Here is a 14,482-nt window from a genome sequence, read left to right as displayed (position 1 = left end):
ATCGCGACAATCGACGAACGGCGGTCTGGGCTCCTGGCAAGGGCACTTTCGAAAGCTGCAAATACCCTCCTGGAGGACTAGGAATGACGGATACACCTAAAAAGAGGACCACGAAGACCGCGAGCGCGGATAAGCCTAAAGCAGCAGCCAAGCCGCGGAAAACAGCGGCGAAGAAGAGCGCGGAGGGCGAGACGGCCAATCCCGTTACGGATAATGTGCACGTGATGCCGCAGCGCTCGGCAACTCACGACGAGGTTGCGAAGCTGGCGCACAAGTACTGGCAGGAGCGCGGCGGAAACCACGGATACCACATGGAAGACTGGTTCCGGGCAGAGCAGGAGCTGCGCGGCAAGGCCTCGTAAGCTCTCATTTTTCAAGCTGATTTTGCGCGCGCGGGAATAGCTGGGGGTTTGGTGCGCCCGCGCCGGCATTTTTCCGGTGAAATCCTGAAAAGCTTGTTTGCGAGCGATCGCAGGCATGCGCGGAGTTGTGCATTCGGTCCGCAGGGGCTAAAGCCCCCGTCTCTCTTCCCTGCACGGAGTGTCAGGGCTGAAGCCCTGACCTACCCAATCCCAACGAGCGTGCCGGTCAGTACATGCGCAGGTCGCCTTCAACGGGGGCGAACTTGAGCAGGCCCATCTCGCCGGCCAGGCGCTCGAGTCTGGCGCGGGTGGTGGCGCTGGGGGGGACCAGCGGAAGGCGGACCGCGTCGCTGCATTTGCCCATGAGGCTGAGGACCGTCTTCACGGGCGAGGGGTTTGACTCCCAGAAATTGGCTTCAAAGAGGCGCATGGAGCGGCGCTCGATGTCGCGCGCCTCGTCCCAGCGGTTATCGAGGGCGGCGCGGATCATCTGGCTGACTTCGGCGGGCATCTCGTTTGAGGCGACGCTGATGAGGCCCTGCGCACCGGAGGCGATGGCGGCGAGCGCCATATTGTCGTCGCCGGAGAAGACTTTGAAGGAGCGCGGCGCGCCGTGGACAATGGCGGCGATCTGCGGGAGCTTGCCGGAGGCCTCTTTGATGGCCTGGATGTTGGGGGCGGATTCAATCAGGCGAATGACGGTCTCGGGCTCGAGGTTGGCGGCGGTGCGCCCCGGCACGTTGTAAAGGCAGACCGGCAGCGGCGCTACGGCTTTGGCGAGCGCGAGGAAGTGCTGGTACTGGCCTTCCTGCGTGGGCTTGTTGTAGTAGGGGTTCGCGGAGAGAACGGCGCTGACGCCTTTGACCTGGCGGAGCTGCGCGGCTAGGCGGAGCAGGGTGCGGGTGGAGTTGTGGGTGCATCCAGCCCAGACGGGAACGCGACCCGCGGCGGCTTCGATGACGATGCGGATGACGCTGAGCCACTCGTCTTCTTCGAGGGTGGCGGCTTCTCCGGTGGAGCCACACGCGACGATGAAGTCGATGCCGGATTCGACCTGCCAATTGACGAGCGCCCAGAGCGCCTGCTCATCGATCGCCCCGTCGGCGCGGAAGGGCGTGACGATCGCGGTGCCACAACCAGTTGTTTGCATGACAAGACAGTTTATAACGGCGGGCGCGTGTGGATTGTGACTTATGAACGCATGCGCAAGTAGTTCCGCACGTCGCGAGAGCCCTCGGTGATGGCAATGACTTCAATGTCTTCGCCAACCGGACGATAGACGATCAAATATTTCCCAACTGGCCAGAAGAGAAAGGGGCGGCTGGTGAGATCTCGGCGCGAATGCCCAATGCGCGGATTGCGCGCGAGCAGATCCAGTGCTTCTATGATTCGAATGACCCAGTGATCCGCAGCGTCTTCGTCGTCGTGAGCGATGTATTCCCAGATCTCCCGAATTTCGGCTTTGGCCGACTCAGTCAGCGAATACTCGTTCACGCAATGCGCTTCTTTCTTCGGCCCAGGAGTTGCTCCATCTCACGGAGGAACTCTTCTTTCGAGACGCGTTCTCCTCGGTCAAGCGCCGCGACGCGCGCGTCGAGTTCTCGATCAAAGTCGGCAATGTGCTCTTCGCGAGACTTCTCTTCGCGTTCGAGCAGGCGGAGGGCTTCGCGCACGACTTCGCTGGCGGAGGTGTAACGGCCGGTGGCAACCTTGTCGGCGACGAACTTTTCGAGTTCAGGGGTAAGCGACACGTTCATGGGGAAGATCTCCTCAAGGAACATGCTGGACTCGATAACAGAATTTGTCAAAGTTTGTTATTACCGCTAAAGCTGGTCGAAGATGTCGCGGAAGTCATAGGCGCCGGGCTGCTGTTTAGCTAGCCACTCGGCGGCGCGGACTGCGCCTAAGGCGAAGCCGCGGCGGCTGGCGGCGTCGTGGCGGAGTTCGAGGACGTCGATGTCGCTGTTGGCGGTGACGATGTGCTCGCCCTTGGCGTCGCCGACGCGATGCGAGGTGATGGGGACGTAAGAGCCGGGGCGGGCGGCGTGGATGATCTCCTGCAATGTGAGGGCGGTGCCGGAGGGGGCGTCGAGCTTGGTGTTGTGGTGCGTCTCCGAGATGGAGAACTGGTAGCCGTCGAGGCGGGCGAGCTCGGCGGTGAGGCGGAAGAGCTTCTGCACGCCGATGGAGAAGTTGGTGCCGTAGAGCAGCGCTCCGCGCTTCTGCGCTTTGGACCTCATCTCGTCCAGATGAGCGTACCAGCCGGTGGTGCCGACGACGATGCGGGAGCCGAGGGCGAGGACGGCGCGCATGTTTTGGACGGCGGCCTCGGCGCTGGTGAAGTCGATGACGGTGTCGACGCCTGCGAGGGTGGGAGCGGTGAGGGCCGATGCGCCGCGATTCTCATTGATGTCGAGGGCGCGTACGCCGTGGCCGCGCTCGTGTGCGATCTCCGCTACGAGCGAACCGGTCTTGCCTTTGCCGAGTACGAGAAAGAGCATTCTTCTTTAGCTCCTGGCTTCTAGCTGCTAGCTACTAGCTTAAAACGCGGTAAGCGAGCGCGTTGGGTTCGGTTGTCAGGGGTGGGTTGGCGCTGCTGCTTGTGCTTTGTAGAAGCGAATGTGCACGGCTGGTGTGCCGTTCGACGGGGTGACTTCGAGCGTTCCGACGTAGACGCCGCCGTTGAGCCAATCATACTTTCCCTTGGGGGCTTCAAAGGCGGGCGATGTGAGGAGAGCGCCGTCTTTACCGTCGCTGCTCTTGCACTGGGTTCCAGCGTTGCGAACGTTGATGATGACGCCGTCGTCGGTCTGGATCATGTAGTCGGCGTGGATGGTGAAGCAGCCGCCCGGGGACGCTAGTTGCCAGTCCCAGCCGCCGGGGAGGATTTTGCCTTTGAGGCGAGGGCCCTGGAAGGTTCCGCCGGTGATGGGGACGATGTTGCGATGGCCCTGCGGGGTGTCGCCCACCGGCTGCGCGGGGCCGAGGGTGACGGTCTCTTCGTAAACGAATTCGAGTGTGGGGGCGGCGCGGGCCGGGGCTTGGGCGCGGAGGGATGGGGCGAGGAGTGCGGCGAGGAGCAGGATTGTTGGGATCGGGCGGAAAGGCATCTTCTCTTGCTCCTACCTACTGCGTGCAACCCGGATCAAAAGCGGGTCCTTCGCTTCGCTCAGGATGACAAATCTGTGGGGGAACCCGCAATGCGACAAGCAGATTCCCTACGGGAATGACAGACCAGAAAAGCAAATGCAAGAACAACCGCAGATCCTTCGACTCCGCTCCACTGCGTTGCGCTTCGCTCAGGATGACAGTGTCATAGGGAGGTTAGGAGGTGAGGGCTGGCTTGCGCGCTTCGACGTCGAAGACGGCGGGGTCCGGATCCTGGAAGAAGGCGGCGTGAAGGCTGCGCACGGCTTCGTCGGCGTCTTCCTCGTCGATCATGAAGCTCATGTTGATTTCGCTGGCGCCCTGGGAGATCATGCGCACGTTGATGTGGCGCACGGCGTTGAAGACCTGCGCCGCCATGCCGTTCTGGCCGCGAATGTCTTCGCCGACGAGGCAGATGAGCGCCTTCTTGCCTTCATATTTCACGTCGGCCAGCTTGCTGAGGTCGGCGGCGATGGCGGGCAGCTTGTCGGTGGAGTCGACGGTGAGTGAGACGGAGACTTCGCTGGTGGAGACCATGTCGACCGCGGTCTGGTGCTTGTCGAAGATGGTGAAGATCTCGCGGAGGTATCCGTGGGTCATCAGCATGCGGCTGGCGACGACATCGATGATGGAGAGCTTCTTTTTGACCGCGATGGACTTGAAGGGGCTCTTGCAGTGCGGCGCGAGCGAGATGATGCGGGTGCCCTCGTTCGTGGGGTTCTTGCTGTTGAGCACGAGCACCGGGATGTTCTTTTTGACGGCGGGCAGGATGGTGGCCGGGTGCAGAACCTTGGCGCCGAAGTAGGCGAGCTCGGCGGCTTCTTCAAAGCTGATGACTTTGACGCGCAGGGCGTCAGGGCAGACGCGCGGATCGCTGGTCATGATGCCGTCGACGTCAGTCCAGATCTCGATGGCATCGGCATGCATGGCTCCGCCGATGAGGGCTCCGGTGAAGTCGGAGCCGCCGCGGCCGAGGGTGGTGGTGATGCCGGCCTCGTTGGCGCCGATGAAGCCGCCCATGACGGGGACCTTGCCGGAGTCGATGAGGGGGCGGATCTTTTCGGCCGCGCGCATCTCGATGATGGCATCGATGGGGATGGCTTTCTGGTATTGCGAGTCGGTGATGACGACTTCGCGCGAATCGAGCGGTGCGGCGTCGATGCCGCGCTCACAAAAGGCATGAGCGATCATGCGGCTGGAGAGGCGCTCGCCGTAGCTGACGATGAGGTCGGAGATGCGGGGGGTGAGCTCGAGGATGGCAGCCAGGCCGCGGAGGACTTCGTCGAGCTGATCGAATTTCTGATCGACCCAGTTGACGAGCTCGGCGGATTGCTTGGGGTCCTTCAGGAGCGCGGCGGCAGTGTCGCGATGGCGCGAGCGGAGGCGCGAGCTGATTGCAAGCGCGCCGGTGCGGTCGCCCTGAGAGGCGGCGGCGGCACAGCGGAGAAGCTGGTCAGTGACGCGCGCCATGGCGCTGACGACAACAACCGGGTGCTTGCCTGCGGCGACGCGTCCGGCAACAATGGTGGCGGTGCGATTAATCGCGGCCGGATCTTCGACCGACGTGCCGCCGAACTTCATGACCACAAGACTCATGCGTTTCCCGACCTGCGATGTTCTTGCGTCGTCCCTACGGGACTCTGCAATCGATTTGTGTACCCCTCACCCCACGTTAAAACGCGGGGCTAACAACCTCTGCGCCTCCGGCGCGCTTTATGCGTGCGCGGCCGCGAGCGTCTCGAGCTTGCCGAGGCTTGCCAGCAGTTCCGCATTCAGTATGGTTGCGCCGGCGGCGCCGCGTACGGTGTTGTGCGAAAGCAGCACGAACTTCCAGTCCAGCAGATTGCAGGGACGCAGACGGCCCACGGTGACGGCCATGCCTTTTTCGCGATTCCGGTCGAGACGCGGTTGCGGGCGATCGGGCAGGGCGGAGAACTGCACGGGCTGCTTGGGCGCGAAGGGCAGGTCTTTGCCGGCGAGTGGCTTGTACTCATCCCAGGCTGCCAGGATCTCTTCGGCCGTGGCCTTGCGCTTGAACTGGATCGAAACGCATTCCGTGTGTCCGTCGATTACCGGCACGCGGTTGCAGTGCGCGGTAATGCCGGCGGCGAGCGGAGTCACGCCGTGGCCTTCGAGCTTGCCGAGGAGCTTCAAGGTCTCGGCTTCCATCTTCTCTTCTTCGCTGCCGATGTAGGGCACGACGTTGTCGAGGATGTCCATGGAGGCCACGCCTGGGTAGCCGGCACCGCTGACGGCCTGCATGGTGGTCACGAAGATTTTCTCGATGCCGAAGCGCTCTTCAAGAGGCTTGAGCGCCATGACCAGGCCGATGGTGGAGCAGTTGGGATTGGTGACCATATAGCCACCGGAAGCTTTACGCGAGGGCTGCTCCTCGATCAGATGGAGGTGTTCGGCGTTGACCTCGGGAATGACCAGGGGCACGTTCGGAGTCATACGGAATGCGCTTGAGTTCGACAGAACGGCGCAGCCGGCATCGGCGAACTTGGGCTCGAGGTCGCGGGCGATGGGCGCATCGATGCTGGAGAAGATGATCTTGGGTGCCCCGTCGGGGTCGGCCGGGGAGACGGTCATTTTGGCGATGCGCTCGGGCAGGGGGGTATCGAGACGCCATTTGGCGGCTTCGCCGTAGGGTTTGCCGCTGGAGCGGTCGCTGGCTGCAAGCCACGCCACCTCGAACCAGGGGTGGTCTTCAAGTAGCTGAATGTAGCGCTGGCCCACCATTCCGGTGGCCCCAAGAATGCCAATTGGATATTTGTTTCGCATGATGGATGTAGACATTTCAGTGTACAGGAAAGCGGGTTCGAGCAGCCTGGGAAGCCTTGGCGAGGGGATTTCGCACGGCAAGGGAAATGGCAGGGCGACTCATTCAACTGGGCGAGCCAGAGTCTCAAGCGTAACGGTATGATCGATGTACGGAAGGTGATTTTTCAGAGGCTGCGGAATTCAGAGTTAATGATATTGCAGTTGCAAATCCATCCCTCAGCGGCTAAAGCCGCGCTCCCTTTGGAGTATGTAGCGGCACGGCTAAAGCCGTGCCCTTTCAAGACCGAGGCATTTGGGAAGTTTTTCCGTAGCCTTCCTAGACCGTCCTCTTATAATTCGGTGGTTCGCCGCCAAGCAGAGTAGATGCCCATTCCAGACGCCATTTCCCGCGTACCCGTTGCCCGTCCCACTCTTGCGGCTCGACTGGCGGCGCACGCGCAGATCATGCGGCTGGATCACTCGATGAAGAACATCTTTGTGATCCCGGGAATTGTGGTGCCGCTTAGCGTGCTGCGTTCGTCGGCGCTGTCATGGACGCTGGGGCGGAATATCGCAGTGGGCTTTGTGGCCACAACGTTGATTGCGTGCAGCAATTACGTGGTGAACGAGGTGCTTGATGCGCCGTTCGACAGGCTGCATCCGGTGAAGAAATCGAGGCCGGCTGCGCTAGGCCTGGTGAACGTGCCGGCCGCGTATGTGCAGTGGGTTGTGATGATGCTGGTGGGAATGGCGCTGGCGTTCACGATCTCCGCTCCGTTTGCATGGACGGCCGCGGCCCTGTGGATCATGGGCTGCGTTTACAACATTCCTCCGGCACGGACGAAGGACAAGGTTTACCTGGATGTGCTGACCGAATCGGTGAACAATCCGCTGCGGTTGTTGCTGGGCTGGTTCATGGTGACGTCGACGCTGGTGCCGCCTGCGTCGCTGCTGCTCTGCTACTGGATGGCGGGATGTTATCTGATGGCGCTGAAACGATTCAGTGAGTTCCGCGAGATTGGCGACGCTGAGGTTGCGGGCGCATATCGGAAGTCGTTCCGGCACTACACGCAGGTTTCGCTATTGAGTTCGGTGACGTTCTATGCGGCGGCGGCGATGCTGTTTTTTGGTGCGTTCATCATGCGGTACCGGATCGAGCTGATCCTGGTGTTCCCGCTGGTGGCGCTGATCATGTCGACCTATTTCAAGATGGCATTTGAGCCGCACAGCGCGGTACAGAATCCGGAGAAGCTTTATCGGCAGCCGCTGCTGATGGTTGAGATCAGCGCGCTTTCGTGCGCGATTATCGCGCTTCTGTACTTCGATATTCCACGGCTGGCGCAGATTCTCTCTCCTACTTTGCCGAGCGCGTTGGGGCATTGATTCTCGGAGTTTTGGCCATGGGAGCTCTTTAAAAGGGCGTCTTCTGCGGTGCGGACCGGGTATCGAAGGCGAATCGATGCCAAGCCTCGTTACCAATGTGGAGTGACTCAGGCTGGCAGGGATTTCCCATGAACCGGCCGATCGCGTTTTCCCAGAAGCGAGAGGCCAATCGGTTAGTTTGCAGCACGCGCACCTGCCAGAGAGCAGGGAATCGGCTCCAAACGTCATGCGCGGCAGTGGTTCCGGCGCCGCGCCGACGAAAGGCGCGCGTCACGAAGAACTCGGCCACATCGAAGACGGGCTCTCGGCCCGGCAAGGAGTCGAGGCGCGTGACTAGGACGAATCCGGCTGTTTCTCTTTCGATACGAATGAGGAATGGAAACCGGTCCGGCTTGTGCCAATAATCCGCCAGACCGGGATAGACAAACGTGCCATCTGCTTGAAATCTGACCGCGTGAAACTCGCTGAACTCTGTGGCATAGGAAGCGAGCAAGTCCGCCAGCACCGGCTGGTCGCACAAGGCGGCGGGCACGACTTCAATAGCCGCCACTGTCCGCGATTGCGGCTCATGCATCAGTTTGGCCAGACGGGGACGGAAGCCGTTTTTCCGGCGACGGTGGTCCACTCGCGGACATACCAGCGCTTGACCAGGCCGTTGAGCACGTAGGGGTCGGATTTGGCGAATTCTTCTGCAACTGCGGGGGAATCGCCGCGGAAGAGCAGGATGGCGCCGTCGACGGGATTGGCGAGTGCGCCGCCCAGGACGAGCTCGCCGTGGTCGCTGGACAACCATGCCTTGGCCAGATGCGCGCTGCGGAACTCGCCGCGCCGCTCGAGGTAGTCCGGGCTCAGTTCATAGAAGAGCAGATAGTGCATATCGTTTGAATAGACCCTCTGGCCGCCAGTGTGCAACCGGCCGGGTGCAGCCGACTTTCGTCACTTGACTGTGATCGCAAACCTGTATTAGCTTCGGTCCAATTTACTCTGTGCCGGGAACGGGGCACGGCAGATGGCATTTTGACACTGAACGGCCCGGCACAGGCAACTTCCTCAATTCAACAAAAGACACTTGGAGGTCTTCAGAATGAGTAAGTATCTATTTGCTCCGAGGGTGGTGCTGCCTCTTTTGGGCTGCTTTATCGCAACTCCCCTCGCATACCTTAACGCTCAGGGTCGGTCGTCGAATGTGAATCCGGGTGGCTCCGTCATCCTGGAGCAGGGCCAGCGGCCTGTCACCATTCATCCAACTGTGGAAGCAATGGACAAGTTCCGCAAAGAATCTCACGGGCAAGCCTGCCACCATAACTGCGGCGGCGGAAGCAACAACCTCTCTTACCACGGCGGCGTGGGTGGCATTGGCGTGGAGACAGCGCCGAAGGTTTACCTGGTGCTGTGGGGATCGCAATGGACGAACAATGATCCGAGCGGCGAGGCGCAGATCCTGCAGAACTTCTACACGGGCGTTGGTGGCAGCTCGTGGAACAACAGCGTGACCCAGTATTGCCAGGGCGTAGCCAGTGGCACAATCACCTGCGGCAGCAGCGGTCAGCACGCGGGAAACCCGTCGGGCATGTTGGCCGGGGTCTGGGCGGATAACACGACCGCGGCTCCCTCGAAACCCACGCAGTCACAGCTCGCGGCCGAGGCGGTGAATGCCGCGGCGCACTTCGGCAATACGTCGTCGACGAGCAATCAGACAGTGCAGTACGTGATTGCGACTTCGCACGGCAACAGCATGTCCGGCTTTGCAGTGCAGTGGTGCGCATGGCACAGCTCAACCAGTTCGAACTACGGCAACATCGCGTACACGAATCTGCCGTATATGACGGACGGCGGTGCTAGCTGCGGAGCCAACTTTAACGGGCTCGGCGCCAATGCCGGCATCACGATCGTGGGCGGGCACGAGATGGCCGAGACCGAGACCGACCAGTTCCCGAACGGCGGCTGGCTGGATTCGGGCGGCTCAGAGAACGGCGACAAGTGCGCGTGGATCTCGTCGGGGCAGGGCGCTTCTGCAAAGGTGACGTTCCCCAACGGCAGCAGCTTCCCGGTGCAGTCGCTGTGGAGCAACGCCTTCAACAGCAACGCCGGTGGATGCGTGCTTTCGTACTAGACACGCGGACAGGCTGAAAACGGAATCGCCGGAGCTCTTGAGGCTCCGGCGATTTTCTTTTGGGCGGATTAGGAGTTCAGGCCATCGCCTGCAACACGGCGTCGGCGAACGTGGTGGTGCCGCAGGTGCCGCCCACATCGCGGGTGAGGCACTTCTTTTCGGAGTAGACGGTTTCGAGCGCCTTCTGCACCTTGTCGGCCGCCGCTTCTTCGTCTAAATGACGGAGCATGAGGATGGCCGATTGCAGCAGGGCGGTGGGGTTGGCGATGTCTTTGCCGGCGATGTCCGGAGCCGAGCCGTGCACTGCTTCGAAGATGGCGCAGTCGTGTCCGAGGTTGGCGCCGGGCACCAGGCCGAGTCCGCCGACGAAGGCCGCGCAGAGATCGCTGACGATGTCGCCGTAGAGGTTTTCGAGCAACAGCGTGTCGTACTGATACGGATTCATGACGAGCTGCATGCAGGTGTTGTCGATGATGTGCTCGCCGTACTGGATGTCGTGGAACTCCTCGGAGACCTTGCGCGCGCAGCGCAGGAAGAGGCCGTCGGAGAGCTTCATGATGTTGGCCTTGTGAATGGAGTGGATCTTCTTGCGGCCATGCTTGCGGGCGTATTCAAACGCAAAACGGGCGATGCGGGTGGAGCCCTTCTCGGTGATGACCTTGATGGATTCGACCACGCCGGGGACCACCTCGTGCTCCAAGCCGACGTACTCGCCCTCAGTGTTTTCGCGGACGATGATGAGGTCGACGCCTGGCCAGTGCGAGTTGAGGCCAGGGAGGAGCTTGATGGGGCGGAAGTTCGCGAAGAGGTCGAACTTCTTGCGCAGCGTGACGTTGATGCTCTTGAAGCCGCCTCCGATGGGGGTGGTGACGGGACCTTTGAGAGCGACCTTGTTGCGCTCGATGGAGTCGTAGAGCGCCTGCGGGATGTATTCGCCGAAGATCTCGAAGGCTTCAGCGCCCGCGGCAAACTGCTCCCAGTCGAATTTAACGCCGGTGGCTTCAAGGATGCGGACTACGGCCTGGGTGACTTCGGGGCCGATGCCGTCGCCGGGGATTAACGTTATTTTGTGGGTCTTGGTTTCGGACATGGTTGGCTTCTAGCTGCTAGCTCCTAGCTTCTAGGGTATCGCGGCGCGGTTGGGTGATCACTTCTCTGGCCTACGCCTCGGTGCGGCCTCCGCTGTTGGATCGCTGCCGCCGAGAGCAGCTAACCGGCTGGTAGCGTCTCTGTAGCGCAAAAAGTCCAAAAACGCGGCTCTGAGGCCCGTCTCAATGCGGCTCCATTCGACCCTTGGGGCATTTCGAGCCTCCTTAGATAACTCGACAATGCGCCTCAAAGGGATTGGGGGTTCTGCCAATTCGCACAAGTGGATGCGAATGTGTGTAGCTGCATCAAAGACGTTCGAGTGCCCGTCGATCGCGTTCGTCACACATTCCGTCGCCAAGATCATTCCGCCCTCTGCTTGGAGATGGGAGCATCAACTCCCATTTCACGAAAGGCGGAATCGATCTCGCCAGGCTGAACATCTTCGGCGCGGATTTCACCGGTGCTCAGGGACGCTAGCCCTCCGAGGCTCCTCAGTGCTGGCCCATCGTAGCCCTCTTCGAGCGCATCGGCGGCAATAGCGGGAAGCTTCCAATACTGGAGATCGCCGAAATAGTATTCAACCGCCAGTTTCTTCGGGTCGATGCTCATGGTTTCGCACCTAACTCTTGAAGGATTGTGGCAATCTTTGACTTCCCGAAGCAACCGCAGATCCTTCCTCACCTGCGCTTCGCTTCGGGTCGTCAGGATGACACAGCACCGGAGTTGGGATAGCTACTTTTTCCCTTTGCTGGAGCGATTGCCTTCCAGAAGGCCTTCGAGCTCTTCCTTGAATTCGCGGACGTCTTTGAAGTCGCGGTAGACGCTGGCGAAGCGGATGTAGGCGACGGTGTCGAGGCCCTTGAGGTGGTCCATGATGAGCTCGCCGATCTCGCGGGTGGAGCGCTCGCGCTCCTGGGCGTCCATGACGTACTGCTCGGTAGCGTCGACGACTTTCTCAAGCTGGGTGGAGGAGACGGGGCGCTTTTCGCAGGCGCGGAGCAGGCCCGAGAGGATCTTCTGGCGGTCGAAGCGCTCGCGGCGGCCGTCCTTTTTCACCACCATGTAGGGGATCTCGTCGATCCGCTCATAGGTGGTGAAGCGCCGCTCGCACTTTTCGCACTCGCGGCGGCGGCGGATTGAGTCGGCCTCTTTGCTTTCACGCGAATCGACGACACGATCCTGGGCGAACCCGCAGTAGGGACATTTCATGTGTCTCGATTGTAGGGGATGGATTAGGTATTCCGAAATGAGCGGCTTAGGTGATTTTTTGAGGGTGCAGAAGGGCGCCGTGGGGATGTGCGGGCCACAGGTGCTCACAGGGAGAGCGAGTAGGTGGCCCGTAGTTGGTTTTGATGTGGCTAGCGAAGGCGGCCGGGATTGTTCCGGATATCAAAACGCGCATCGCCGCTCGTCGCATCAGAATGTGCATGGGAAATCCTCGTTGTCCGGGCCTGGACGTGCGCTCGGGGCGGGGAGCTGGCCGTATTGGCTGCGCAAATTGGACGTAATCTGTCACATTTGCCAGTCGGCTACCACTATATATTCGGGCCATGCTGGACTGTTTTGGGTAAATGCCCGCTGCGCGGTGGAAGCAAGAGTTTAGGACCGGCAGCTTTTATGCGGCGGATAGAAACTCAACCGTCAGGAGGTTGAAAAGGAAACTGAATTCGCCTACAGTTTTCATATTGCGGGAATTGCGACGGTTTTCGACATTCGGAGACCGGCCCCCGCCTATTTGTCTGTACCGGAATAGCTAGTAGCCACCATCTAACCCTAGAGGAAAGTAGGAGATCGGCATCATGGAAAACAAGCCGGCACAAAATATTCAGGATACGTTCCTGAATACTGTTCGGAAGGACAAGACCCCCATCACCATTTACCTCGTCAGCGGAGTCAAACTCACCGGTAAGATTCGGTCATTTGATAAATACTCCGTTCTTCTGGAGAACAACAGCCAGGAACAACTGATCTTCAAGCACGCTATTTCGACCGTTGTGAGCAACCGGAGCGTATTGCACGGCGAGCACCGCGCACCGGGGATGCACAGCGGACTAGGGCCCGCTCCTGTGAGCGTTCCGTCTTCCGCTTCCGCCACCGGGACTGGGGATGGGTCGCGAGGAGCAGTAACGATTGGTAGTTAATCGAGGCATCGACGGGCTGAGCGGAAGGCCGGGGTTTCCAGAACAGGAGCCCGGTTTCCCGGGAGTCCGGCCCGAGCGAGCCATCCTGGTGGGAGTGGACATTCCGGTCCGCTCCCGCACCAACCGCGCAGGTGCTGAAGCTGCTCGCGCGGCTGCACGTCTTGATATAGAATCCGACATAAATCCAGCTCAGCCTTTGCGGACTGTCGCGCCTCAGCCCGGAGCGTCGTCTACGGCTCTTGATGCCGAGGAGTCCCTGGCTGAGTTTCGTGAGCTGGTTCTGAGCGCGGGAGCTGAGATTGCGGCGGAGATTCTGCAGCGACGGCCAAAGCTCGATCCGGCGACGCTGATTGGTTCTGGCAAAATTGAAGAGATTGCCGGGGTTGCGGAGTCGACGCAGGCAGATCTGGTGCTGTTTGATCATGATCTCTCGCCGACACAGCTCAGAAACCTGGATGCTGCGCTGCCGTGCCGGGTGCTGGACCGGACCCAGCTCATTCTCGACATTTTTGCGCGACACGCGCGGACCCGCGAGGGCCAGTTGCAGGTGGAGCTGGCGCAGCTCGAGTACATGCTGCCGCGGCTAACAGGGCGAGGCAAAAGCATGTCGCAGACCGGCGGCGGCATTGGCACCCGCGGCCCCGGCGAGACTCAGCTTGAAACCGACCGCCGTCGCATTCAGCGCCGGATCGATCAGCTCAAGAAGGATCTGGATGCCGTGCGCCGCGTTCGCCGCCAGCAACGCCAGCGCCGCGAGGCGGTTCCGGTGCCTACGGTGGCGCTTGTCGGGTATACCAACGCGGGAAAGAGCACGCTGTTCAACCGCATCACGGGTGGGCAGGTGCTGGAGTCGGCGCGCATGTTCGCGACGCTCGACCCCAAGCTGCGCGCGATTGAACTGCCCAGCCGCCGGAAGGTGCTCCTATCCGACACTGTGGGATTTATCCGCAATCTTCCGCACACGCTGGTGACGAGCTTCCGCGCCACGCTGGAAGAGGTGGAACAAGCGGAGGTGCTGCTGCACGTTCGCGACGCCGCTTCGACTTATGGTGAAGAGCAGAAGATCCAGGTGGAGCGGGTGCTTGGGGAGCTCGAAGCGTTGAACAAGCCGCGCCTCGAGGTGATGAACAAGATCGATCTGCTGGGCGAGACGGAGCGGCACGGGTTGCTGGAAGCCTCGGCTGCGGGCAGCGAAGTGGCGGTATCGGCCAGGACGGGGGAGGGAACCGATCAGCTTCTGGAGGCGATCGACCGTGCGCTCCACACCGATCCGCTGGTAGAGGCGGAACTGCGGGTGCCGCAGCAGGAGGGCGCTGTCCTGGCGGCGATCGAGGCGGGCATGCTGATACGTAACCGGAGCTATGAAGGCAACCTGGTGCATCTCGCTGTTACGGGTCCGGCTTCGTTGATGGGCCGCCTGCGCGAGTATCGGCTGCGCGATGGGAAGGCCGGGGCGGAAGCTGTTTCGGCCAGTTAGGCCCTGC

Annotated in this window: 17 protein-coding genes; 5 read left to right on the top strand and 12 right to left on the bottom strand. The window is 61.0% G+C overall.

Annotated features, from left to right (window positions below; all coding sequences use genetic code 11):
* The first annotated feature begins 83 nt into the window (after positions 1–83).
* Positions 84–362 (top strand): DUF2934 domain-containing protein, encoded by a 279-nt coding sequence (locus MOP44_RS25135; protein WP_260793268.1) that lies wholly within the window; start codon positions 84–86, stop codon positions 360–362.
* 226 nt (positions 363–588) lie between these two features.
* Here MOP44_RS25135 and dapA read toward each other — a convergent pair whose 3' ends face one another.
* The 7 genes from dapA to asd all read right to left on the bottom strand — a co-directional run bounded on the left by dapA (position 589) and on the right by asd (position 6,293).
* Entirely contained in the window at positions 589–1,512 is a 924-nt protein-coding gene (dapA, locus tag MOP44_RS25130) for a 4-hydroxy-tetrahydrodipicolinate synthase (protein WP_260793266.1), read from the bottom strand.
* 41 nt (positions 1,513–1,553) lie between these two features.
* Positions 1,554–1,856, bottom strand: coding sequence for a type II toxin-antitoxin system RelE/ParE family toxin (locus tag MOP44_RS25125; RefSeq protein ID WP_260793264.1), 303 nt, complete (start codon positions 1,854–1,856; stop codon positions 1,554–1,556).
* The gene (locus MOP44_RS25120) at positions 1,853–2,170 is read right to left on the bottom strand and encodes a type II toxin-antitoxin system ParD family antitoxin (RefSeq protein ID WP_260793262.1); all 318 of its coding nucleotides are present in this window, start codon (positions 2,168–2,170) and stop codon (positions 1,853–1,855) included. The genes MOP44_RS25125 and MOP44_RS25120 overlap by 4 nt, the downstream gene beginning before the upstream one ends.
* A 15-nt stretch (positions 2,171–2,185) precedes the next feature.
* A complete protein-coding gene (locus MOP44_RS25115) occupies positions 2,186–2,863 on the bottom strand; it encodes a 4-hydroxy-tetrahydrodipicolinate reductase (protein ID WP_260793261.1) in 678 nt (225 codons plus the stop codon).
* Between the two features lie 75 nt (positions 2,864–2,938).
* A complete protein-coding gene (locus tag MOP44_RS25110) occupies positions 2,939–3,472 on the bottom strand; it encodes a DUF3237 domain-containing protein (protein WP_260793259.1) in 534 nt (177 codons plus the stop codon).
* A 214-nt stretch (positions 3,473–3,686) separates the two neighbouring features.
* On the bottom strand, positions 3,687–5,105 hold the full coding sequence (lysC, locus tag MOP44_RS25105; protein ID WP_260793257.1) for a lysine-sensitive aspartokinase 3: 1,419 nt from the start codon (positions 5,103–5,105) through the stop codon (positions 3,687–3,689).
* A 117-nt stretch (positions 5,106–5,222) separates the two neighbouring features.
* Complete coding sequence (asd, locus tag MOP44_RS25100; RefSeq protein WP_260793256.1) at positions 5,223–6,293, bottom strand: aspartate-semialdehyde dehydrogenase; 1,071 nt, start codon at positions 6,291–6,293, stop codon at positions 5,223–5,225.
* A gap of 363 nt (positions 6,294–6,656) precedes the next feature.
* Between asd and MOP44_RS25095 the strand changes: the two genes are divergently transcribed.
* Positions 6,657–7,655, top strand: a complete 999-nt coding sequence (locus MOP44_RS25095) for a UbiA family prenyltransferase (RefSeq protein ID WP_260793254.1) — start codon at positions 6,657–6,659, stop codon at positions 7,653–7,655.
* 28 nt (positions 7,656–7,683) lie between these two features.
* On the opposite strand, the gene MOP44_RS25090 is transcribed toward MOP44_RS25095, so the two are convergent.
* Together MOP44_RS25090 and MOP44_RS25085 are read right to left on the bottom strand one after the other, a co-directional pair.
* Entirely contained in the window at positions 7,684–8,205 is a 522-nt protein-coding gene (locus MOP44_RS25090) for a GNAT family N-acetyltransferase (RefSeq protein ID WP_260793252.1), read from the bottom strand.
* 23 nt (positions 8,206–8,228) lie between these two features.
* Positions 8,229–8,531 (bottom strand): YciI-like protein, encoded by a 303-nt coding sequence (locus MOP44_RS25085; protein WP_260793251.1) that lies wholly within the window; start codon positions 8,529–8,531, stop codon positions 8,229–8,231.
* A gap of 208 nt (positions 8,532–8,739) precedes the next feature.
* Here MOP44_RS25085 and MOP44_RS25080 point away from each other — a divergent pair, with 208 nt between their 5' ends.
* On the top strand, positions 8,740–9,768 hold the full coding sequence (locus MOP44_RS25080; protein WP_260793250.1) for a hypothetical protein: 1,029 nt from the start codon (positions 8,740–8,742) through the stop codon (positions 9,766–9,768).
* 76 nt (positions 9,769–9,844) lie between these two features.
* Here MOP44_RS25080 and MOP44_RS25075 read toward each other — a convergent pair whose 3' ends face one another.
* The 3 genes from MOP44_RS25075 to nrdR all read right to left on the bottom strand — a co-directional run bounded on the left by MOP44_RS25075 (position 9,845) and on the right by nrdR (position 12,066).
* The gene (locus MOP44_RS25075; protein WP_260793248.1) at positions 9,845–10,858 is read right to left on the bottom strand and encodes an isocitrate/isopropylmalate dehydrogenase family protein; all 1,014 of its coding nucleotides are present in this window, start codon (positions 10,856–10,858) and stop codon (positions 9,845–9,847) included.
* Positions 10,859–11,217: 359 nt separating this feature from the next.
* On the bottom strand, positions 11,218–11,466 hold the full coding sequence (locus MOP44_RS25070) for a hypothetical protein (protein WP_260793246.1): 249 nt from the start codon (positions 11,464–11,466) through the stop codon (positions 11,218–11,220).
* Between the two features lie 123 nt (positions 11,467–11,589).
* Positions 11,590–12,066 (bottom strand): transcriptional regulator NrdR, encoded by a 477-nt coding sequence (gene nrdR / locus MOP44_RS25065; RefSeq protein WP_260793244.1) that lies wholly within the window; start codon positions 12,064–12,066, stop codon positions 11,590–11,592.
* A gap of 590 nt (positions 12,067–12,656) precedes the next feature.
* Here nrdR and hfq point away from each other — a divergent pair.
* Together hfq and hflX are read left to right on the top strand one after the other, a co-directional pair.
* Entirely contained in the window at positions 12,657–12,998 is a 342-nt protein-coding gene (hfq, locus tag MOP44_RS25060; protein ID WP_260793242.1) for an RNA chaperone Hfq, read from the top strand.
* Between the two features lie 88 nt (positions 12,999–13,086).
* Complete coding sequence (gene hflX, locus MOP44_RS25055; protein WP_390905509.1) at positions 13,087–14,475, top strand: GTPase HflX; 1,389 nt, start codon at positions 13,087–13,089, stop codon at positions 14,473–14,475.
* Positions 14,476–14,482: the final 7 nt, after the last annotated feature.

Origin of the sequence: Occallatibacter riparius (assembly GCF_025264625.1) — a bacterium.
In the GTDB taxonomy this organism is placed as follows: Bacteria; Acidobacteriota; Terriglobia; order Terriglobales; family Acidobacteriaceae; genus Telmatobacter; species Telmatobacter riparius.
Note: the sequence above shows the minus strand (reverse complement) of the source record. Positions and strands in the feature narration are given on the sequence as shown.

Bases quoted from the DNA above. Each gene is read 5' to 3' on its own strand.
- MOP44_RS25080 (WP_260793250.1), top strand. From the start codon at position 8,740: ATGAGTAAGTATCTATTTGCTCCGAGGGTGGTGCTGCCTCTTTTGGGC.
- MOP44_RS25070 (WP_260793246.1), bottom strand. From the start codon at position 11,466: ATGAGCATCGACCCGAAGAAACTGGCGGTTGAATACTATTTCGGCGAT.
- MOP44_RS25095 (WP_260793254.1), top strand. From the start codon at position 6,657: ATGCCCATTCCAGACGCCATTTCCCGCGTACCCGTTGCCCGTCCCACT.
- MOP44_RS25135 (WP_260793268.1), top strand. From the start codon at position 84: ATGACGGATACACCTAAAAAGAGGACCACGAAGACCGCGAGCGCGGAT.
- MOP44_RS25085 (WP_260793251.1), bottom strand. From the start codon at position 8,531: ATGCACTATCTGCTCTTCTATGAACTGAGCCCGGACTACCTCGAGCGG.
- MOP44_RS25110 (WP_260793259.1), bottom strand. From the start codon at position 3,472: ATGCCTTTCCGCCCGATCCCAACAATCCTGCTCCTCGCCGCACTCCTC.
- MOP44_RS25075 (WP_260793248.1), bottom strand. From the start codon at position 10,858: ATGTCCGAAACCAAGACCCACAAAATAACGTTAATCCCCGGCGACGGC.
- hfq (WP_260793242.1), top strand. From the start codon at position 12,657: ATGGAAAACAAGCCGGCACAAAATATTCAGGATACGTTCCTGAATACT.
- dapA (WP_260793266.1), bottom strand. From the start codon at position 1,512: ATGCAAACAACTGGTTGTGGCACCGCGATCGTCACGCCCTTCCGCGCC.
- nrdR (WP_260793244.1), bottom strand. From the start codon at position 12,066: ATGAAATGTCCCTACTGCGGGTTCGCCCAGGATCGTGTCGTCGATTCG.
- asd (WP_260793256.1), bottom strand. From the start codon at position 6,293: ATGCGAAACAAATATCCAATTGGCATTCTTGGGGCCACCGGAATGGTG.
- lysC (WP_260793257.1), bottom strand. From the start codon at position 5,105: ATGAGTCTTGTGGTCATGAAGTTCGGCGGCACGTCGGTCGAAGATCCG.
- MOP44_RS25115 (WP_260793261.1), bottom strand. From the start codon at position 2,863: ATGCTCTTTCTCGTACTCGGCAAAGGCAAGACCGGTTCGCTCGTAGCG.